Source organism: Microbacterium kribbense, assembly GCF_039537285.1.
Taxonomy (GTDB): Bacteria; Actinomycetota; Actinomycetes; order Actinomycetales; family Microbacteriaceae; genus Microbacterium; species Microbacterium kribbense.
In genome coordinates, this window is record NZ_BAABAF010000002.1 from 22,869 (window position 1) to 42,154 (window position 19,286).

Annotated in this window: 17 protein-coding genes; 10 read left to right on the forward strand and 7 right to left on the reverse strand. The window is 69.1% G+C overall.

The genetic code is table 11. From position 1 onward, the window contains the following. Positions 1 to 18 precede the first annotated feature (18 nt). Positions 19 to 1,221, forward strand: coding sequence for an MFS transporter (locus ABD705_RS03255; protein WP_344780486.1), 1,203 nt, complete (start codon positions 19 to 21; stop codon positions 1,219 to 1,221). 6 nt (positions 1,222 to 1,227) lie between these two features. Here the strand turns inward: ABD705_RS03255 and ABD705_RS03260 are convergent, their stop codons facing one another. Next, positions 1,228 to 2,694 carry an MFS transporter gene (locus ABD705_RS03260; protein WP_344780488.1) on the reverse strand — a complete coding sequence of 489 codons (1,467 nt, stop codon included), beginning with the start codon at positions 2,692 to 2,694 and terminating at the stop codon, positions 1,228 to 1,230. Positions 2,695 to 2,896: 202 nt separating this feature from the next. Then, entirely contained in the window at positions 2,897 to 4,081 is a 1,185-nt protein-coding gene (locus ABD705_RS03265; protein ID WP_344780490.1) for a 4-hydroxybenzoate 3-monooxygenase, read from the reverse strand. 205 nt (positions 4,082 to 4,286) lie between these two features. On the opposite strand from ABD705_RS03265, the gene ABD705_RS03270 reads away from it, so the two are divergent. Further along, entirely contained in the window at positions 4,287 to 4,871 is a 585-nt protein-coding gene (locus ABD705_RS03270; protein ID WP_344780492.1) for a dienelactone hydrolase family protein, read from the forward strand. A gap of 7 nt (positions 4,872 to 4,878) precedes the next feature. On the opposite strand, the gene ABD705_RS03275 is transcribed toward ABD705_RS03270, so the two are convergent. Further along, positions 4,879 to 5,625, reverse strand: a complete 747-nt coding sequence (locus tag ABD705_RS03275; RefSeq protein WP_344780494.1) for an IclR family transcriptional regulator — start codon at positions 5,623 to 5,625, stop codon at positions 4,879 to 4,881. A gap of 207 nt (positions 5,626 to 5,832) precedes the next feature. On the opposite strand from ABD705_RS03275, the gene ABD705_RS03280 reads away from it, so the two are divergent. From ABD705_RS03280 to pcaC, 6 genes are all read left to right on the forward strand, one after another. Further along, positions 5,833 to 6,588, forward strand: a complete 756-nt coding sequence (locus ABD705_RS03280) for an IclR family transcriptional regulator (protein WP_344780496.1) — start codon at positions 5,833 to 5,835, stop codon at positions 6,586 to 6,588. An 82-nt stretch (positions 6,589 to 6,670) separates the two neighbouring features. Then, the gene (gene pcaH / locus ABD705_RS03285; protein ID WP_344780498.1) at positions 6,671 to 7,489 is read left to right on the forward strand and encodes a protocatechuate 3,4-dioxygenase subunit beta; all 819 of its coding nucleotides are present in this window, start codon (positions 6,671 to 6,673) and stop codon (positions 7,487 to 7,489) included. After that, on the forward strand, positions 7,489 to 8,043 hold the full coding sequence (gene pcaG / locus ABD705_RS03290) for a protocatechuate 3,4-dioxygenase subunit alpha (protein ID WP_344780500.1): 555 nt from the start codon (positions 7,489 to 7,491) through the stop codon (positions 8,041 to 8,043). Before pcaH ends, pcaG begins: the two co-directional genes overlap by 1 nt. A gap of 84 nt (positions 8,044 to 8,127) precedes the next feature. Beyond that, positions 8,128 to 9,495, forward strand: a complete 1,368-nt coding sequence (locus tag ABD705_RS03295) for a lyase family protein (protein ID WP_344780502.1) — start codon at positions 8,128 to 8,130, stop codon at positions 9,493 to 9,495. Beyond that, positions 9,492 to 10,271 (forward strand): alpha/beta fold hydrolase, encoded by a 780-nt coding sequence (locus tag ABD705_RS03300; RefSeq protein ID WP_344780504.1) that lies wholly within the window; start codon positions 9,492 to 9,494, stop codon positions 10,269 to 10,271. Before ABD705_RS03295 ends, ABD705_RS03300 begins: the two co-directional genes overlap by 4 nt. Continuing rightward, complete coding sequence (gene pcaC, locus ABD705_RS03305; protein ID WP_344780506.1) at positions 10,268 to 10,666, forward strand: 4-carboxymuconolactone decarboxylase; 399 nt, start codon at positions 10,268 to 10,270, stop codon at positions 10,664 to 10,666. The genes ABD705_RS03300 and pcaC overlap by 4 nt, the downstream gene beginning before the upstream one ends. Positions 10,667 to 10,670: 4 nt before the next feature. Here the strand turns inward: pcaC and ABD705_RS03310 are convergent, their stop codons facing one another. The 3 genes from ABD705_RS03310 to ABD705_RS03320 form a co-directional block, all read right to left on the reverse strand. Then, on the reverse strand, positions 10,671 to 11,888 hold the full coding sequence (locus tag ABD705_RS03310) for a cobalamin-independent methionine synthase II family protein (protein WP_344780508.1): 1,218 nt from the start codon (positions 11,886 to 11,888) through the stop codon (positions 10,671 to 10,673). 90 nt (positions 11,889 to 11,978) lie between these two features. Continuing rightward, on the reverse strand, positions 11,979 to 13,382 hold the full coding sequence (locus ABD705_RS03315) for an MFS transporter (RefSeq protein ID WP_344780991.1): 1,404 nt from the start codon (positions 13,380 to 13,382) through the stop codon (positions 11,979 to 11,981). A 107-nt stretch (positions 13,383 to 13,489) separates the two neighbouring features. Next, positions 13,490 to 14,140 (reverse strand): hypothetical protein, encoded by a 651-nt coding sequence (locus ABD705_RS03320; protein ID WP_344780510.1) that lies wholly within the window; start codon positions 14,138 to 14,140, stop codon positions 13,490 to 13,492. Between the two features lie 125 nt (positions 14,141 to 14,265). On the opposite strand from ABD705_RS03320, the gene ABD705_RS03325 reads away from it, so the two are divergent. Further along, positions 14,266 to 15,912, forward strand: a complete 1,647-nt coding sequence (locus ABD705_RS03325) for a bifunctional shikimate kinase/3-dehydroquinate synthase (RefSeq protein WP_344780512.1) — start codon at positions 14,266 to 14,268, stop codon at positions 15,910 to 15,912. A 10-nt stretch (positions 15,913 to 15,922) separates the two neighbouring features. On the opposite strand, the gene ABD705_RS03330 is transcribed toward ABD705_RS03325, so the two are convergent. Beyond that, on the reverse strand, positions 15,923 to 17,845 hold the full coding sequence (locus tag ABD705_RS03330; RefSeq protein WP_344780514.1) for a bifunctional sugar phosphate isomerase/epimerase/4-hydroxyphenylpyruvate dioxygenase family protein: 1,923 nt from the start codon (positions 17,843 to 17,845) through the stop codon (positions 15,923 to 15,925). A gap of 166 nt (positions 17,846 to 18,011) precedes the next feature. On the opposite strand from ABD705_RS03330, the gene ABD705_RS03335 reads away from it, so the two are divergent. After that, positions 18,012 to 19,175, forward strand: a complete 1,164-nt coding sequence (locus ABD705_RS03335; protein ID WP_344780516.1) for an ABC transporter substrate-binding protein — start codon at positions 18,012 to 18,014, stop codon at positions 19,173 to 19,175. The last annotated feature ends 111 nt before the right edge of the window (positions 19,176 to 19,286 follow it).

Sequence of the window (19,286 nt, forward strand, 5' to 3'; positions counted from 1 at the left end):
GCGAGTAGCGTTGCGGAAATGGCCGCACCTTCCGCCGCCCGGCTGCCGGTTCGGCCGCTGGCACTGCTGACGATCGTCGTCGTGTTCGCGGCGGCGATGCTGCGCGGCCCGATCCTGGCCGTGGCCCCGGTCGCGCGCGAGATCGGCTCGGACCTGGGCGCCAATGCCGCGGTCGTGGGCCTTTTGACCAGCATCCCGGTGTTCTGCTTCGCGATCGGCGCCCCGCTTGCCATCGCGCTGATCCGACGCGGCGGCGCCGACGCCGCGCTGACCGTGGCGATGGTCGGTGCGATCGCCGGCTGCATCGTGCGGTCGTCGGGCGGCATCTGGGCGGCGCTGGCGGGGGCCGCGATCCTGGGGGCCTTCGTCACGATCGGCAACGTGGTGATCCCCATGGTGATCGCTCGGGAATACCGCAGCCGCACCGCGCACACCATGACCGGCGTCTACACCTCCGCCTTGAACGTCGGCACGATGACCGCGACGATCGCCACCGAGCCGCTGTCGGGCATGATCGGGTGGCGGGCGGCCGTACTGACCTGGTCGGTGTTCGGTCTGGCGGCGCTGGCCGTGTGGCTGCCGCTGCGCGGCTGGCGCACGGCGCTGCTCCCGCGCGCCGGCCAGAGCGCCGGGCCGCGTGCGGGCGCGGTGTCGGTGCTGCGGCACGGTCCGACCTGGCTGCTGGCGGCGGCGTTCGCCGGGCAGGCGTTCGCCTTCTATGCGATGACGGCGTGGCTGCCGACCCTGCTGGCCGACCAGGGCTTCAGCGGCACGGCGGCCGGGGCGATCGCGTCGATCTTCCAGATCGCCGGCATCGCCGGCAGCCTCCTGCTGCCGGTCATCACGATCCGCCGGTCGATCCGGGCCGGGGTGCTCGCGGTCGGGATCGGCTGGCTGGTCGTGCCCCTCGGGTTCCTGTTCCTGCCCGGGCTGTGGCTGGCGTGGTGCGCGATCGGCGGCCTCGCGCAGGGCGCCGGCATCACCGTCGTGTTCATCATGATCAACGGATTCGGCGATGACGAGCACACCACCGCCGGTCGCTCGGGCATCGTGCAGGGGCTCGGCTATGCGGTGGCCGCGTTCGGCCCGATGCTGCTGGGTGCGCTGCGCGAGGCCACCGGCGCCTGGACCGTGCCACTGCTCGTGGTGCTGGCCGCGGTGCTGCTGTTCCTGATCCCCGGCCTGGGCGTCACGAAGTTCCTGCGCCGGCCGGCAGACTGACTGCGGTCACGGCGAGACCTCCTCGAACACGCGGTTGCGGGTGTGCGCCGTGAACTGCGCCAGGATCGACGCGATGATCAGGAACGACGAGATCAGCATCAGCGCACCGAGCACCGACAGGTGCGGCACCAGCGGCGCCAGGATCAGGATGCCGATCCCGCCGCCCACATGGCCGACGCCGTCGACGATCGCGAATCCGGTCGAGCGCGCCCGGGTCGGGAAGCTCTCGACCGTCAGCGCGTAGCTCGGCGAGACCCACAGGTTGAATCCGGCGAAGATGAGGATCGCACCGATGAACACGATCGTCAGTGAGCTGCCGCCGAGGGCGACCACGAACGCGCCGATGAAAGTGACGACGGTGCCGATCGGCAGCCAGTAGCGGCGCTCCAGCTTCTCGACGATGAACGACATCACCACGGCCTCGATGATGAATCCGACCGATCCGACCGCGGCGATCACGCCGGCCTCGGGCGGACTGAACTTCAGCGAGGTGAGCACTGTCGTGAAACCTGCCGCGAATGCATAGACCGTGATGTAGCCCACGAACCACATGCAGAACAGCAGGATGACGCGGCGCAGGTACACCGGATTCAGGAAGATGTCGCCGTACGGGATCCGCCGTGCCGGCGGCCAGTGCGTGGGTATCTCATCCAGGTTCGGTGCGGCCAGCGGGCCACGACGGGCCGCGCGCTTCTCCATGTCGGTCGCGATGACGTCGGCGTCCAGGGTCCGGCCCCGTTGCAGCAGCCAGCGCACCGATTCGGGCAGTTGGAACCGCAGGATGATCGCGATCACCGCCAGCACGGCGCCGATCACGTACATCCAGCGCCACCCGCTCTCCAGACCCGTGGCGAACGGGATGCCGGTCGGCCAGGGGGCGGGACCGGTGGTCAGGATCAGGCCGAGCCAGATGCCGAAGAACGCGCCCAGGGCGGACATGATGAACACCACCGTCGTGAACTTCGCTCGGGACTGCTTGGGCGCGACCTCGCCGACGTACGTGTTCACGATCGCCAGATCGGCTCCGACGCCGATGCCGGTGATGATGCGCGAGACGACGAAGTTGCCGAAGTCCGGCGACAGGGCCGAATAGAGCGACCCCAGCCCGGTGATCAGCATCGTGATCAGCAGCATGTTCCGTCGCCCGATGCGGTCCGACAGCGGAGAGAGCACCAGTGTGCCGACCACGTAGCCGAGCAGGTTCAGCACCGTCGGCAGTGCCAGCGAATCCAACGCGGTCTCGGGGGTGCAGCCGGTGACCAGCTGGGTGCACATCTGCACGAACGACACGTTGATGTCGAAGATGTCGTAGAACGTGAACAGGAAGCCCAGCCCGATGATCGCCAGGAACGCCGGCGACATCGACCAGGTGCGGATGCGGTCCAGCCGCGCCATCACCAGCCGTGACTCCTGTGGGATCGGCTCGCCCTCCGGGTTCGCCCTCCGGGTGCTCGCCGCACCGGTGCCGCTCATGGCAGCCACCCGATGCGGAGCGTGATTACTGTGTGCATGTCAAACTCCTTCACTTCGACGTGAATTCGGTTCCATGCGCGGTTTCACAGAATGCAACGGCTTCGTGCGGTGGGCCCATCGCCCCAGCGGGTGCACGCTGCGTTGCCGTGCCGCTTCGAACGTTACGCCCGCCGGCGGGTCTGAGCGCCGGGTCACAGCAAAATCAAATGTGCAGGTCAACCGGCCATCCGGTGTACGCCTCGGCGAGATACATGCGTCCGGCCCGGGAGTCGGTGACCGAGCGCAGCTCGCCCAGCTGCCGCATCCGGTCGAACCCGGATGCCTCCGGCATCTGGTGGGTCATGCTCGTCATCCACCACGAGAAGTTCTGCGCCTTCCAGATGCGGTGCAGCGCGGTCTGCTCGTAGGCGTCCAGCAGCCGCGTGTCGTTGTCGTGGAAGAACGCCTGCAGGGCGCGGTCCAGCAGCAGCACGTCGGCGATCGCCAGATTCATCCCCTTCGCACCGGTGGGCGGCACGGTGTGCGCGGCGTCGCCGACCAGGGCGACTCGGCCGCGGCGCAGGTCGCGGGCCACGAAGCTGCGGAACTGCAGCACGTCGCGCTGGAAGATTCGCCCCTCCTTCAGCGTGGTGCCGGGCACCCGTGACTGCAGGATCTCCCAGAGCTCGGCCTCGGAGTAGGCGTTCGGATCGACGGTGGGCTCGCACTGGAAGTACATCCGCTGCACCGTGTCGGAGCGCTGGCTGATCAGCGCGAACCCGTTCGGCGAGTTGCTGTAGATCAGCTCGGGCGCACTCGGCGGCGCCTCGCACAGGATGCCGAACCAGGCGAACGGGTACTCCCGGTACAGGCCGTTGTGCGAGCCCGACATCGCCTTGCGCGTCACCGAGTGCGAGCCGTCGGCGCCGACCACGAAGTCGGCGGTGATCTCCAGCGTGCCGCCGTCGGCGTCGACGGCGATCACCTTCGGCTGCGTCGAGTCGACGTCCTCGACCCGCTCCGCCTTGGTGGTGAAGCGGATGTCCTGGCCCGCCGGCAGCAGCGTGCCCAGCAGATCCTGCAGCACCTCATGCTGCGGGTAGAGCCAGACGCCGCGCCCGACCAGGTCGGCGAAGTCGATGCGGTGTCCGGCACCTTCGAAGCGCAGCTCGATCCCGTCGTGGCGGGCTCCGACCTCATGCGCCCGGGTGTCGACGCCCGACGCCAGCAGGGCCTCGACGGTGCCCTGCTCGAGGATGCCAGCACGGATCGTCTGCTCGATCTCGTCGCGGGTGCGGTCGTCGATCACGATCGATTCCACTCCGGCGCGGCCGAGCAGATGGGCCAGCATCAGGCCGGCGGGGCCGGCGCCGACGATAGCGACCTGGGTGCGGACGGTGGTGGTCATGGCGTCTCCCTCGACTGGCTCAGCGACGGCCGGCGGGCGATGCCGGTGCTGTCCCCATTGTGGCCAGTGGTCGTCGGCGGTACGACCATGCACCCATTCAATGAGAATCGGACCGGTACAGGTGTGGGTGTCGGTGGCCACGCCTATCGTCGGATGCACGCCAGACAGACCGGACGAACCAGACAGACCGGACGAAGGAGTGCCGATGGCTGAGATCATCCTGTTCCACCACGTGCTCGGACGCACCGCCGCCGTCGAGGCGCTCGCGCAGCGGCTCCGTGCTGGCGGACACGTCGTGCACGTGCCCGACCTCTTCGACGGCCGCGTGTTCGACTCGATCGAGTCGGGCATGGAATACGCCGAGCGTGTCGGACTCGAGCCGATCATCGCGCGCGGCGCGGCCGCTGCGGCCGACTTGCCGGCCGGCATCGTGTGCATGGGGCTGTCGCTGGGGGTGCTGCCGGCGCAGCAGCTCGTGCAGACCCGGCCGGGGGTCGCCGGCGGCGTATTCGTCTCCTCATGCGTGCCCGCCGACACGTTCGGGGCCTGGCCGGGCGAGGTGCCCGTGCAGATCCACGGCGAGGATGCCGACCCGTTCTTCGCCGGCGAAGGCGACATCTATGCCGCCCGCGCGCTCGCCGATGCGCACGAGACGGTCGAGCTGTTCGTCTATCCCGGCTCGAAGCACCTGTTCCTCGAGCGGGGCTTCGCTGATTACGATCCGGATGCCGCCGATCAGGCGCTCGCACGAGTCACGACACTGCTGACCCGTATCGACGCGGCCCGCTGATACCCCGTCACTGCGACAGGGTGCGGCGGATCTCTCGCGCCGCGGCGTGCAGCGCGCTCAGGGGTCGGTCGAGGCGGGCGTGCCGCTCGATGACCACAGACAGTGCGGCCACCACGGTGCCGGAGCGGTCCCGCACCGGCACCGCGACCCCGGTGGCGACGTCCTCGATCGATCCCGGCGCGACGGCATGACCCAGCCGGCGCACCTCGGCGAGCTTGCGGCGCAGCACGGCCGGCTCGGTGATCGTGCCCGATGCCAGGCGCGCCAGCCGGCTGCCGAGCACCCGCTCCTGCAGCTCCGGCTCGGCATGCGCGAGCAGCACGAGCCCCGACGAGGACGCGTGCAGCGGCAGGCGGCCGGCGATCCGGGTGATGTTGGAGGTGGCATCCGGGCTCGACAGGCGTTCCAGGAACAGGGCCTCATCCTGCTCGAGGATGGCCAGCTGGGTGTGCTCGCGCACCTGCGCCTGCACGCGCTCCATCGCCGGCAGCGCCGCTTGGCGCAGCCGCAGGGCGCGGGAAGAGCGGGTGGCCAGCTCCCACAGCCGCATGCCGACCCGCACCCGGCGGTCCTGGTCGCGCTCGAGCAGGCCCACCTCGACCAGCTCGCCGACCAGTCGGTGCGCCGTGGACGACGGCAGGCCGGCACGCCGTCCGATCTCGGCCGCGGTCTGCATGGTGCGGGTCGGGGTGAAGGTCTCGAGCACGCGCAGCACGCGATCGGCGACCGAGTCTCCGGAGGGCGAATTCGCCATGGGGTCACCCTCTCACGTCGCGTCGCGCCTCCCACCAGCATCCTCACCGGTGAGTTGCCAGAAATGGCCGGAATCTCCGAGCCGAAAGTCACCACTTGTGGCAAGTCGAAAGTCCGGACCCAGGCTCGTGGCGGACGGATGCCGGTCGGCGAGCGAGGAGCGCGTGCGAGGGCACCCCGCGATACCCTCGGGCCGGGAGGAACGCCGATGGCCGAGGGGATGCTGGCGCGCATCACGCGCGTGCTGTCGTGCTTCACCGAAGACGCGCCGGCGGCCACGGCCGCCGAGATCGCGCAGCGGGCCGGCATCCCGGCATCCACCGTGCACCGGCTGCTCGCCGACCTGGTCGCCGAGGGGCTGCTGGCCCGCGTGCCCGGTCACCGCTACGGCATCGGCGCTCGGCTGTGGGAACTCGGCGAGCTGTCGCCGCTGGCACTGCGGCTGCGGGAGAGCGCGCTGGCCCACATGGCGCGGCTGTACGACGCGACCGGCGAGAACGTGCACCTGGCGGTGTTGGACGGGCCGACGCCCGAGGAGTCCGCCGCGCTGTTCGTGGGACGGACGACGGGCGCGGCATCCATCCCCACGCTGAGCCGGATGGGCGGCCGCCAGCCGCTGCACACGACCGGCGTCGGCAAGGCGCTGCTGTCCACCCGCGACGCGACCTGGCTGGACCGTTACTTCCAGGTGCCGCTGCAGCGCGAGACCGCGCACTCGGTCACCGACGAGGCCGTGCTGCGCGGCCAGCTGGCCCGCGCCCGGACCCGTGGCTATGCGACCACCCGCGAGGAGATGACACTGGGCAACGTCTCGGTGGCGGCACCGCTGGCGTCGGTGTCGGGCCTGCCGCCGATCGCGATCGGCGTCGTCGTGCACCTGGCGCGCGCGGACGAGCGACGGCTCGCCCCGCTGGTCGTGCAGGCGGCCAAGGATCTGTACCGGGACCTGCGCGGCTCTCACTGAGTGAGAACGACGACGGCGTGGATGCCGCGACCCTGCCACCCTGGAGAGGAACTGTCATTCTGGACAGGTCGAAGGAGACACCATGCCAGACACGCCGACCACCGCGGCCGCGCCCGAGTCCCTGCTCGCCTCGCCCGACTTCCCGCCGCAGGCACAGATCACCCAGGAGATCGTCGACCTGCACGCGGAGTACGCCCGCCGCGAGGCGGCGGGCGAGAAGCTGCCGCTGACGATGCACGACTTTCGGCCGTATCGCTCCAGCGTGCTGCGGCATCCGACCAAGAACCCGAAGCTCGTCGACCCCGAGACCATCGAGCTGACCTCACCGGCCTTCGGCCAGCGCGACGTCGCCGCGATCGAGTCCGACCTGACGCTGCAGCACGCGGGCGAGCCGCTGGGGGAGCGCATCACGGTGCGGGGCCGACTGCTGGACTCATGGGGCCGCCCGGTGCCCAATCAGCTGCTGGAGATCTGGCAGGCGAACTCCACCGGCCGTTACATCCACCAGCGCGATCAGCACCCCGCCCCGCTGGACCCGAACTTCACCGGCGCCGGGCGCACCATCACGAACGACAACGGCGAATACCTGTTCACCACGATCAAGCCGGGCCCGTACCCGTGGAAGAACCACATCAACGCGTGGCGCCCCGCCCACATCCACTTCTCGGTGTTCGGCAGCGCGTTCACGCAGCGCATCATCACGCAGATGTACTTCCCCGGCGATCCGCTGTTCGCGCTGGACCCGATCTACAACTCGGTGCGCCGGCAGGCCGACCGCGAACGGATGATCAGCACGTACGACCACGAACTCACCGTCCCGGAGTTCTCGATGGCGTACCGCTGGGACATCGTCATCGACGGACCCGATGCCACCTGGTCCGAGCCCGAGGGAGAGCACTGATGAGCGACAAGGTCCTGGTTCCGACACCGGGTCAGACGATCGGCCCGTTTTACGCCTTCGGGCTCAAATACGACCGCATGCACCAGGTCGTCCACCCGCATAGCCCGGGCGCGATCGTGCTCGGCGGCACCGTGTACGACGGCGCGGGCGATCCGATCCCGGACTCGATGATCGAGATCTGGGGCGCCGACACCGATGGCGCCATCTCGCACGAGCGCGGCGCGCGGTGGCGCGACGACCACACCTTCACCGGCTTCGGCAGGTCGTTCACGAACGACTCGGGCCACTACGAGTTCTGGACGCGCAATCCGGGGAATGCCGACGGCAAGGCGCCGTTCTTCGCGGTCGCGGTGTTCGCCCGAGGCCTGCCCGACAAGCTGCACACCCGCATCTACCTCCCCGAGGACGAAGAGCTGCTGGCGGCCGATCCGCTGCTGTCCTCGCTCGATGAGGCAGAGCGCGCTACGCTCATCGCGACGCGTCTGCCGGACGGATCCCTGCACCACGACATCCGTCTGCAGGGCGAGAAGGAGACCGTGTTCCTTGCCTTCTGAGGCCTGGCTCGTCGGGCCTGCCGGGCGCGGTGCGCGAGGCGCGGTCTACCAGAGCGCGCCGTGACCGAGGAGAAGGGGCCGAATGTGACCGCAGGCCTGCTAGCCCCGGTGATCGTCGGCGGCGACGGGACGGTCACCGACGCCGCGGTCCTGCGCGCGCTTGTTCGGGCCGAGTCCGCCCTGGCACGTGCCTGGACGCGCGTGGGCGTGGCGCCCGACGCCGCGACGATCGCCGTCACGAAGGCGCTGGCCGCCGCCGCCGATGAGATCGACGTGCCCGAGCTGGCGGCCGCCGCCGTGGCCGGCGGCAACCCGGTCATCCCGCTGGTCGTCCTGCTGAAGGCCCGGGTCGCCGCCGATGCCCGGGTCTGGGTGCACCGCGGCGCCACCAGTCAGGACATCCTCGACACCGCGCTGATGCTCATCGCTCGTGACGCACTGGCGCGCATCGCGGACTCGATGGCGGCGCTCGAGGCCGGGCTCACCGCGCTGGCGACCGCACAGCGCGACACCGCTGCCGCCGCGCGCACCCTCACCCAGCACGCCGTGCCCACCACGGTCGGGCTGCGCGCCGCCGTCTGGTTGCACGGCGTGCGGCGAGCCGTCGCCCGGCTGGCCGCGATCGACCCGCCCGCGCAGCTGGGCGGGGCCGGCGGCACGCTCGCCTCGTTCGTGCAGATCGGGGGAGCCGACGCCGCCGCCGCACTGCCGGCCGCCTTCGCCGCCGAGCTGGGCCTTGCCACCCCCGCCGCGCCGTGGCACACCACCCGCTGGCCCGTCACCGAGCTCGGCGACGCACTCGTGCAGGCCGTCGATGCCGTCGCCGTGATCGCGGCCGATGTCACGACGCTGGGCCGCACCGAGGTCGGCGAGCTGTCCGAGGGCGCCGGCGGTGGATCGTCCGCGATGCCGCAGAAGCAGAACCCGGCCGAGTCGGTGCTGATCCGCTCCGCCGCACTGCGCGCGCCGCAGCTGGGCGCAACCCTGCACCTTGCCGCCGCGCTCGCCGTCGACGAACGGCCCGACGGCGCCTGGCACGCCGAATGGCCGACGCTGCAAGACCTGCTCGCGCTCGCCCTCGGCGCCACCGCGCACGCCGCGAACCTGGTCGCGGGCCTGCAGGTGCACACCGACGCCGTCGCCCGCAATCTCGCCCGCACCGGTGGCCTCATCGTCGCCGAGCGGCTCTCGCTCGTGCTGACACCGCTGATCGGCAGAGAACGCGTCACCGCGCTCGTGTCGGCCGCCTCCGCCGGCGGCGACCTCGCCGCGCTGGTGCGGACGCTGCCGGAGGCATCCGATCTGAACGTCGCCGACCTGCTCGATCCCGCCGCCTACACCGGTCTGGCCGGTCGGCTCGTCGACGACGCCACCGCGCCGCCCGCGCCGCCCGCATCGCCCGCGCCACCCGCAGCGGCCGTGCCGCCCGCATCGCCCGAGGAGAGCGCATGACCGTCCCCGCCATCACCGTCACCGAGCCGGTCGGCCCCGCCGACGCTCCGCTGCTGCTGCTCGGGCCGTCGCTGGGCACGTCGTCGATCCTGTGGGACTCGGCCGCCCCCGCACTGAAGCGGCGGTTCCGCATCTCGACCTGGGACCTGCCCGGCCACGGCGCTTCGGCGCCGGCGACCGAGCCGTTCACGATCGGTGAGCTGGCTGATGCCGTCGCCGACGACATCCGCCGGATCGGCGCGACACAGGTGCTCTACGCGGGCGTCTCACTCAGCGGCTGCGTGGGGCTGCAGCTGCTGCTGCGGCATCCGAACGCCGTCACGGCAGCGGCGATCATCTGCTCGGGCGCGATCATCGGCTCCGCCGCCGGCTGGACCGAGCGCGCCACGCAGGTGCGGTCGCAGAGCACATCGTCGCTGATCATCGGCTCGGCGCAGCGCTGGTTCGCGCCGGGATCGATCGCCGAGCATCCCGAACTGACCGGACGGCTGCTGCACTCGCTGCAGAACGCCGACGACGAGAGCTATGCGCTGTGCTGCGAGGCGCTGGCCGGCTTCGACGTGCGCGACCGGCTCGAGCAGATCCAGACGCCGGTGCTCGCGGTCTGGGGCGAGCACGACGAGGTGACCCCCGAGGCATCCGCCCGCGAGATCGCCGATGGCGTGCACGATGGGCGGGCCGCGGGAATCCCGGACGCCTCGCACCTGGCACCCGTCGACGACCCCGACGCCGTCGTGCGGCTGTTGACGGACTTCTTCGAGAGGAGCCGTTCATGACTCGACCGGCCGGTGTCGGCAGCTCCGACAAGGGGCGCTACGACCAGGGGATGACGGTCCGCCGCGCCGTGCTCGGCGACACGCATGTCGACCGCTCGGTGGCCAACACGTCCGAGCTGACCGCCGACTTCCAGGACTTCATCACGCGCGTGGCGTGGGGGGATGTCTGGTCGCGGCCGGGTCTGGACCGACGCTCGCGCTCAGTCGCCGTGATCACCTCGCTCATCGCGCACGGCCATCACGAGGAGTTGGCGATGCACCTGCGCGCCGGACTGCGCAACGGCCTCACGGTCGAGGAGATCAAGGAGGTCATCCTGCAGTCGGCGATCTATTCCGGCGTCCCGGCCGCCAACACCGCATTCCGGATCGCGGCCGAGGTGTTCGCCGAGCCTTGATCGGTCAGCCGGCGCGCCGGGCGCCCTCGCCCAGCGCGGCGAGCTTGGCCCACGCGATGTCGGGGTGCACGCGGCCGCCGAGGCCGCAGTCGGTCGATGCGATGACCCGGTCCGGGCCGACGATCGAAGTGAACCGGCCGATGCGCTGCGCGACCAGATCGGGATGCTCGACCACGTTCGTGGCGTGACTGACCACGCCCGGCACCAGGACCAGATCGGCCGGGATGTCGGCATCCCGCCACACCGCCCACTCGTGCTCGTGGCGCACGTTGCCGGCCTCGAACGAGATCGCGCCGACGCCCGCGCCCAGCACGACCGGCAGGATGTGGCGCAGCTCGATGTCGGTCGTGTGCGGGCCGTGCCACGAGCCCCAGCACAGGTGCAGGCGCACCTGCTCCTTCGGCAGCCCCGCGATGGCGCGGTTCAGGGCGTCGATGCGGATCTTCGTGAACGCCTGGTAGTCGGCGACGCTCGGCTCGGGGTTGATCTGATCCCAGTTCTCGGCCAGCGAGGGGTCGTCGATCTGCAGGATGAGCCCGGCGTCGACGATCGCGCGGTACTCCTCATGCAGGGCATCGGCCCACGCGTCGATGTGCTGCTGCTCGGTGGCGTAGTGCGTGTTCACGATGCGTGCGGCACTGCCCGGCGATATCGCCGTGAGGAAGCCCTGCTCGCCGGGCTCCAGGGCGGCCTTCAGGTGGCGGATGTCGGCGGCCACGGCATCGTGGCCCCGGTAGCCGATCGGCCCGGTCGTGGTGGGGAACTTGGTCGCGATGCGGCCGGCGGGCACGGTGTCGCTGTCGCGGTAGACGGCGGGAAACAGCTGCCGGTCACGGCGGTCCACGAACGAGGTGAGGCGGATGCGGCCGGGCTCGGAGCGGACGGCGCGCTGGCCGTGCAGATCTGCCGTCGGGGCGTTCACGAGCGGGTTCACGTCGGTCAGCGAGAGGCCGGTGACGCGCTGGAACGAGTACGACCACCACGCGCCGTAGTCCACCGCGCTGGACATCGCCTTGCCGAACTCGCCGTCGCCGACGAGTGTGATGCCGGCGGCGCGCTGCCGCGCGACGACGTCGGCCACCGCCGCCGCGACGAGGTCGTCGAACGCGGGCGAGGTCTTCAGGGTGAAACCGTCCTCGGCCAGCTCACGAGCGCCGTTGGCGTCGATGAGCGCCTGCGTGCGGGGCAGGCTGCCGGCGGTGGAAGTGCGGATCGTGGGCATCGTCAGGCGCCTTTCGTCGTGGCGACTCTATCGGGGCCGGTGCCCGGGTGAGTCGGCGGTGACGCCGGATGACATCGGGGGCCAGGCCCGTCACTCCGGCAGCGACGGGCGCGGCTCGGCGGCGTCTGAGCCGGTGGGGATGAACAGTGCGACCACCAGGGCCATCACCGCTGCAGCGCCACCGAGGAGGAACGACATCTGGAACGCGGCCGATGTGGGCACCTGCGCGTCGCCCTGGCCGGCGGTCATCGTCGCGAGCACGGCGCCGATCACTGCGGCCGCGGCGCTCGTGCCGAGCGATCGGAACAGCGCGTTGAGTCCGTTCGATGCCCCCGTCTCGGTCTGCGGCACCGAGCGCATGATGAGCATCGGCATCGCGGCGTACCCGAAGCCGATGCCCACGCCGATGAGGATGTTCGCCACCAGGATCTGCCACACCTCGGCCGAGAACAACAGCGTGTACGCGTAGGCGACGATGAGCGCCCCGGAACCCAGGAGCAGCAGCAGCCGTGGCCCCATGGTGTGTGCGAGCCGGCCCGCGAGCGGCGAAAGCACCATCATCACGAGGCCGGACGGCATCACGATCAGGCTCGCCGCCAGCAGCGACAGGCCGAATCCCGCGCCGGTGCCGGAGGGCAGCTCCAGCATCTGCGGATAGGCGACGTTGGAGGCGAACAGCGAGAACCCGATCGCGACCGAGGCGATGTTGGTCAGCAGCACCGCCCGGCGGGCGGCCACGCGCAGGTCCAGGAGCGGATCGTCGATGCGCAGCTCCAACCAGCCCCACGCCAGCAGCACCGCCAGGCCGCCGAGCCCGCAGGCGAGCACCGCCGGTGAGAGCCAGCCCCACTCGTTGCCGCGTGAGACGGCCAGCAGCACGCCGATGAGGCCGATCGCCAGGCCCGCCGCACCCAGCAGGTCGAAGCGGCCCGCGGTGCGCAGCACGTCGACCGGCACGATCCACAGCACCAGGCCGAACACCACCGCGCCCAGGCCCGCCGACATCCAGAACAGCACGTGCCAATCGCTGTGCTCGGTGACCAGAGCGCTGATCGGCAGGCCGAGGGCGCCGCCGACGCCGAGCGTCGCACTGATCAGAGCGATCGCGCTGTCGACGCGGGACTCGTGCAGCACATCGCGCAGGATCGAGATGCCCAGCGGGATGACGCCGGTCACGGCGCCCTGCAGGGCACGGCCGACGATCACTCCGATGATGCCGGGCGAGACCGCGGCGATCACCGAACCGAGCACGAGCACGGCCAGCAGCACCAGCACGATCCGCCGCTTGCCGTACATGTCGCCGAGGCGACCGGCGATCGGCGTGATGACGGCGGCGGCCAGGAGCGTGGCCGTGACGACCCACGCGGTGTCGTCGCGGCTCGCGCTGAGCAGTTCGGGCAGCTTGGCCTGGATCGGCACGACCAGGGTGAACATGAACGACGAGGCGAGCCCGGCCACGGCCAGCACGGCCACGATCGCGCCCTGCCGAGGCATCCGCGACAGCCGCCGTCTGCTGCCCTCGCCCCGTGTCACTGATTCAGGCTATCGGCACTGGGCCGTCGTACCGCGCCGCTGAGGCTGGATGGCCGGGCGCCCGTGGCTCAGGCCGTCCGCGTGCCGCTGCGGGGCACGGTTCGTGTGCTGAGAAAACCGATCGCCTGCTCAATCAGCTCGCGTTCGCCCAGCATCGTAGTGGAATCGGATGCCACGAGCAGGGAGCAGTCCGGTACCTCGCGGGCGATGAGTGCCGCCCCGGGCGACCCGGCCACATCCACGACCAGAAGGGGGATGTCCAGTGCGCCCGGCCTGAGTTGCAGCCCCGCGGCAGGTGGGAGCGCATCGACATTCTGATGCGTGCAGTGGACGCCGATGCTCACTTCAGCCTCAGTGAGGTCGTACGCGGCAGTCGACGTCGCGACAAGTCGTCTTGCCGAATCGAGATGTCGGAGCGTTGGTGCCCAGATCACCAGGCTGCGCACGCGCGGGTCATTCAGCGCCGCGATCAGCGCGGGTTGCGTGCCGGCGCCTTCGGCCATCACGTCGACACTGTCGGCGCCGAGCTGGTCGATTGCAAGAGAGAGGGTTGCAGCCAACGCGACGTCGGGATCATGACCCAGCGCGTGCGCTGAGTCGATGGTGCGCAGATAATGCTCCTGCAGCGTGACCGACTGGCGCGAATGGGCGGCGAGTGCGGAACGGAGCGGCTCCCACACGCGACCCGTCTCGATCATGAAGCCCTGATGCAACAGCACCGGCGGTGATTCCGATGCGCTTCCAGAGATCGCCAGCCTGGGACCGTGGAGGTGCCCGAGCGCAGGGGACCACTGCCGGCCCGTCCCGTTGCGCGTCATCGCCGTCCCCTATGATTGAGCCGTCAATGAGTCGAACCCCGGCGTGCCTGAGGCAGGCCCTGATCGGCATCCGCTTCTTCACACGAATATACATGCTTATGGTTGTCCTGATCGGGTTCATGGGGGCCGGGAAGTCGACGGTCGGCCGCATCGTGGCGGACTTGCTCGGCGTCTCGTTCGTCGACACGGATGTCTTCATCGAACGTCACGAGGGACGCACGATCCGCGAGATGTTCGACCTGCATGGCGAGGCGTATTTCCGACAGATCGAGCGCGCCGCGGTGACCGAGCTCCTGGAGGATCGCGCGTCGGTATTGGCATTGGGCGGCGGTGCGCCCATGGACCGTGAGATCCGGGCGCTGCTGGGTGGCCACACGGTGGTGTACCTGCACGTCCCCTACGAACAGGCGCTTGTGCGGGTTCATGGCGACTCCTATCGTCCGCTGCTGCATGGGTCGGGGGTGCGGCAGATCTATGACAGCCGCATGCCCGTGTACGAGTCCACGGCCACCATCCGTGTCGAGACCGACGGGCGCCGCCCCGACGATGTCGCCCGCGAGGTTCTGCACAGACTCGCGCCGACACCGAACCTGCGTGACGGGTCGAGCTGCCTGGTCACTGCTGTCGGCGGGACGTACTTCGCCCACGCGGGCCCGGGGGTGACGGCTCGCGCAGTCGACCTGATTCCCAACGCTGCCGCGGCCGAGAGCGTCGTCATCATCTCCGCGACGCAGGATGAGCAGATCTCGGATTCCATCGCGTCGCAGCTCGACGGCCATAGCGTGATCCGGGCAACGGTCGACGACCACGAGCGATCGAAGAGCTTCTCGACGGTGGCCCGGCTCGCCGAGCAGATGGCCACCCAGATGGTGCACCGGAATGATCTCGTCATCGGGGTCGGCGGTGAGGTGGTGTGTGAGATCGCCGGCCTGGTCGCGGCGCTGTTCAATCGCGGGATTCCGCTGGCGCTCGTCCCGACGACTCTGGTCGCACAGGCTGATTCGGCGATCGGGGGCAAGAACGCGATCAGCCTGCCGCAGGGACGGAATCTGATCGGAACCATCTATCAACCCGTCGCCGTGGTCGCCGACACGGCCGTTGCTGCGCGGAAGGACCAGCGCGGCTACAGTGCAGGCCTCGCGGAGATCGTCAAGCATGCGCTTCTGCAGGGCACGGACGCCGTCAATGCGGTGATGTCGCTGGCCGGTGCGCTGCGTGGGCGTGATCCGGCAGCGGTCAATCAGGCGGTGCGGGTCAGCCAGGAATTCAAAGCAGCGGTCGTCAGTCGCGACGACCGTGAGACCGGCGATCGGGTCTTCTTGAACTATGGTCATACCTTCGCTCACGCCATCGAATGGGCGACGGGTGTCGACGGCAGCGACGACGGTGCGCCGATCGCGATCGGCATGATGGCTGCGGCGCACGTATCGCATATCCAGGGGCGGATGAGCGCGGCAGAAGTCGAGGTTCATCGTGACCTGCTGGTCGCGCTGGGATTGCCGACATCTGCGACGGTCGACGTTGATCGTCTCGAGGCTGCATGGATGCGCGACAAGAAGTACGACCATGGCGTGCGACTCGTGTTGTTGGATCGGATCGGCGTGCCGCGCCGCGGTTGCACGGCGACCCGCGAGGAGCTCGCCACCGCACTGGCCGCGCTCGCCCCCGGATGAGCGCCGCGGATCAGGTCGGAGAGCGCATCTGGGCCACGCGGCGCACAGAGGAATTCGCGGCGCCGAAACCGTCGTACCCCCCGGTGCGCTGGACCAGCTCGAAGAAGACGCTCCCCACCGTCCGGGTGTAGCACTGCAGGAATTCTCCCCCACGGTCATCGCGATCGAAAAGAAGATCCAGATCCTGCAACTGAGCGACCACCTCGTCGGTGAGGCCGTAGCGGGCGCGCAGATCCGCGTAGTAGTTGGCTGGGATCTCCAGCATTCTCATTCCGGCTCGGCGCAGTCGGCGGACGGTCGCCGGCAAGTCTGACACCCGAAGTGCGATGTGATCTGCGCCGCGGTGGTGCACGGGCGGGGATTCGCTCAGGGGTTGCACGTTCAGAACAAGCGCGATGGCGCCGTCAGCGCTGCGCAGCGCCTGGCTGCGCACCAGCCCGTAGGCATCGGCGACATCGACCGACTGCTCTGGCTCGAGCCCGAGCGTCGCACGATAGTAGAGGATCGCCTCATCGAACGAGTACCAGGGCTCGGTGAGGGCGACATGATCGAGAGTGACGGAACCGAGTAGGACCGCCTCATGCTCGGCAGCATCGACCTTTGAGAACTCTCGTGCCCAGGCGGGCTCGGAACCGGGGTGGGGCGCGCAGAAGTACACCTCGGTGCCGTCGGGGGCTGCGATGCCGTAGAGCACCTGCTCTCCTGCGGCGGTCTCGCGGCTGAGCCGGGTGATGTTCAGCTGGTCGGCGCGTGCCGCTGATGCAACCGGATCGTCGACTTCGAATCCCAGCGCAGTGACCTTCGCGTTCGAGCCCGGCGACCGCGTGTCATCGAGGACGAGACGCACCTCTCCCAGCGTCCACAGTGCAACGGGCTTCGACCGGTGGGTTCCGTGAGGACGGAATCCGAGGCCGGTCAGCAGGTTCGAGAGCTCGCCGGCAACGGTCCCGTGGATCTCCACGAAGTCATGCGTGCGGATGGTGCTCGCCGGTGGCAGTCGTTCCAATGGCATGGGGGAAGCCGGAGTCGAGATCGTCGCACGGGCAGTGAGGTCCTCGAGGTAGCGCAGCGACCGGTGAGCATCGCGCGCGGTACGGATTGGATCCGTCTGCCGGAAGACGTCATTGAACACTTCGATCGAGATGGGGCCGTCGTACCCGGTGCTCAGTACAGCGCTCATGAACTCAGGCAATGGGAAACCGCCTTGGCCGGGGAACAGCCGGTAATGCCGACTCCACGAAAGCGGGTCGAGGTCCATCAGTGGCGCGTCCGCGATCTGGCAGAAGAAGATCTTCGCACCGGGGATCTCGCCCATCTCGGCAAGCGTCGAGGATCGCGAGAAGATGTGGAAACTGTCCAGGCAGAGACCGACGGAGGGGTGATCGGTGCGCTCGACCACCTGCCACGATCGTCGGTACGTATTCACGAAGCGCCCCCAGGCGAGCGCCTCATACGCGATCCGCACGCCGCGCTCGGCGGCGAGGTCGCCCAATCGCCGCAGTTGATCGGCTGCCGTCCTGTCATCGTCGATGGTCGCGGTGGCGACGTTCGAGCACACGAGCATCGTCGCAGCACCCAACTCGGCCGCCAGGTCGAGTTTGGCCTCGGCGCGTCGCAGGTTGGCGGACAACTGCTCGGCGGGCACGCCCTCGAAGTCCCGGAATGGCTGGTACAGGTCGATTCTGAGGCCAAGCCGTTCGGCCCAGGAGCGGATCTGACGCGGGGTGGCGAAGCTCGAGATCAGATCGTTCTCGAAGATCTCGATGCCGTCGAACCCAGCGCTGCGCGCTGCCTCGAGCTTCGCCTCGAGCGTGCCTCCGATGCTGACCGTGGCGATCGAAGTCCTCATGCCATCACCTCCATGATGCAGCGGTAGCGTACTGCCGATCGACGAGACCCAGACGAGACTGAAACAACGTGCGGTGTGTCGCACAAACTGTGTTTACGAATCGGTGATCAATACGCCTTGACCTGTAATCGGCTGTGACTTACGTTCAGAAAGAGAACGCTCGTTCGCACAGCGGGCAGCCTTGCCCTAAGTGCACGGCCACGGAGAACTTGGCCGTGGCGGTGTGGGCCCGACCACAAAGAGGTGAGAGATGATTCAGACACGAGTCAAAAAGACAACGGCGCTGCTCGTAGGAGCGGCGACGCTGGGAATGCTGCTGGCGGGTTGCTCAGCGCCGGGCCAGAACAAGGGGACTTCGGCGAGCAACGCCAGCGGACCCATCAAGATCGCCATCGTCGACGCGCAGAGCGGGCAGCTGAGCTCGTTGGGGGCGTGGGAGTACAAAGGCGTGAAGTTGGCGTTCGACGAGCAGAATGCCGCCGGTGGAATCGATGGTCGGAAGATCGAGTACACCCTGTATGACGATCAGGGCGATCCGACCGTCAGCACCAACCTGGCCCGCAAGGTCGCCAGCGACGGCAACATCGCCATGATGGGAACCGCGGAAAGCGCGGATGCCCTCGCCATGGCACCGATCATGGCGCAGAACAAGATCCCGATGATCACGTCGGGGCAGTCGCCGAAGCTCGGCCAGCTGCACAATTCGTTCGTGTTCCTCAACAGCCCCCCGAGCACGGCATTCGACGAGACACTGGCCAAGTATCTGGTGACGAAGAAGGGCTACAAGTCCATCGCCATGATCAGCAACAACGGCGCATACGGTGCGGGAGAGCACGATGCATTCCTCGCCGCGCTGAAGGCACTGGGCGTCACCCCGGTCGCCGATCAGACCGTGACACCGGACCAGAAGGACTTCAGCTCCGCCTTGACCCGGATCCGCGACGCCAAGCCCGATGCGCTCTTCACCGGTATGGAGGAGGTCGAGACAGGCCTGGTGGTCAAGCAGGCGCGCCAGCTCGGCATCAAGGCGGTGATCGCCGGTGGAGCACCGGCCGGCACCCCGGTGTACGTGCAGACGGCCGGCGTCGCCAATGCGGCGGGGACCATCGTCAGCACCCCGTACCTCGGCAACGACACGAACGACCAGACCAAGAAGTTCGCCGCGGCATACAAGGCGAAGTACGGCGAGGATGGTGAATTCCACGGCGCGAAGGCTTACGACGGTGCGCAGATCCTGATTCAGGCGCTGAAGAAGTCGAAGGTCGCGTCCGGCTCGAAGCTGGCCGACGCCATCCGGTCGATCACCTACGACGGCCTGGTCGGTCACTTCGAGTTCGACGCCAACGGCATCGGAGTGCATGACACGTTGATCGGGGAGATCGATTCGAGCGGAAACCTCGTTCCCGCCAGCTGATCCGCTGCAAGGGGTGGAGCAGGATGCCCGATTCCGGCACCTGCTCCACCGCTTGCCCACCGTCACGTCACACCCCTCGTCGCAGCCACGCCGGCGGGGAGTCCTGGAGGA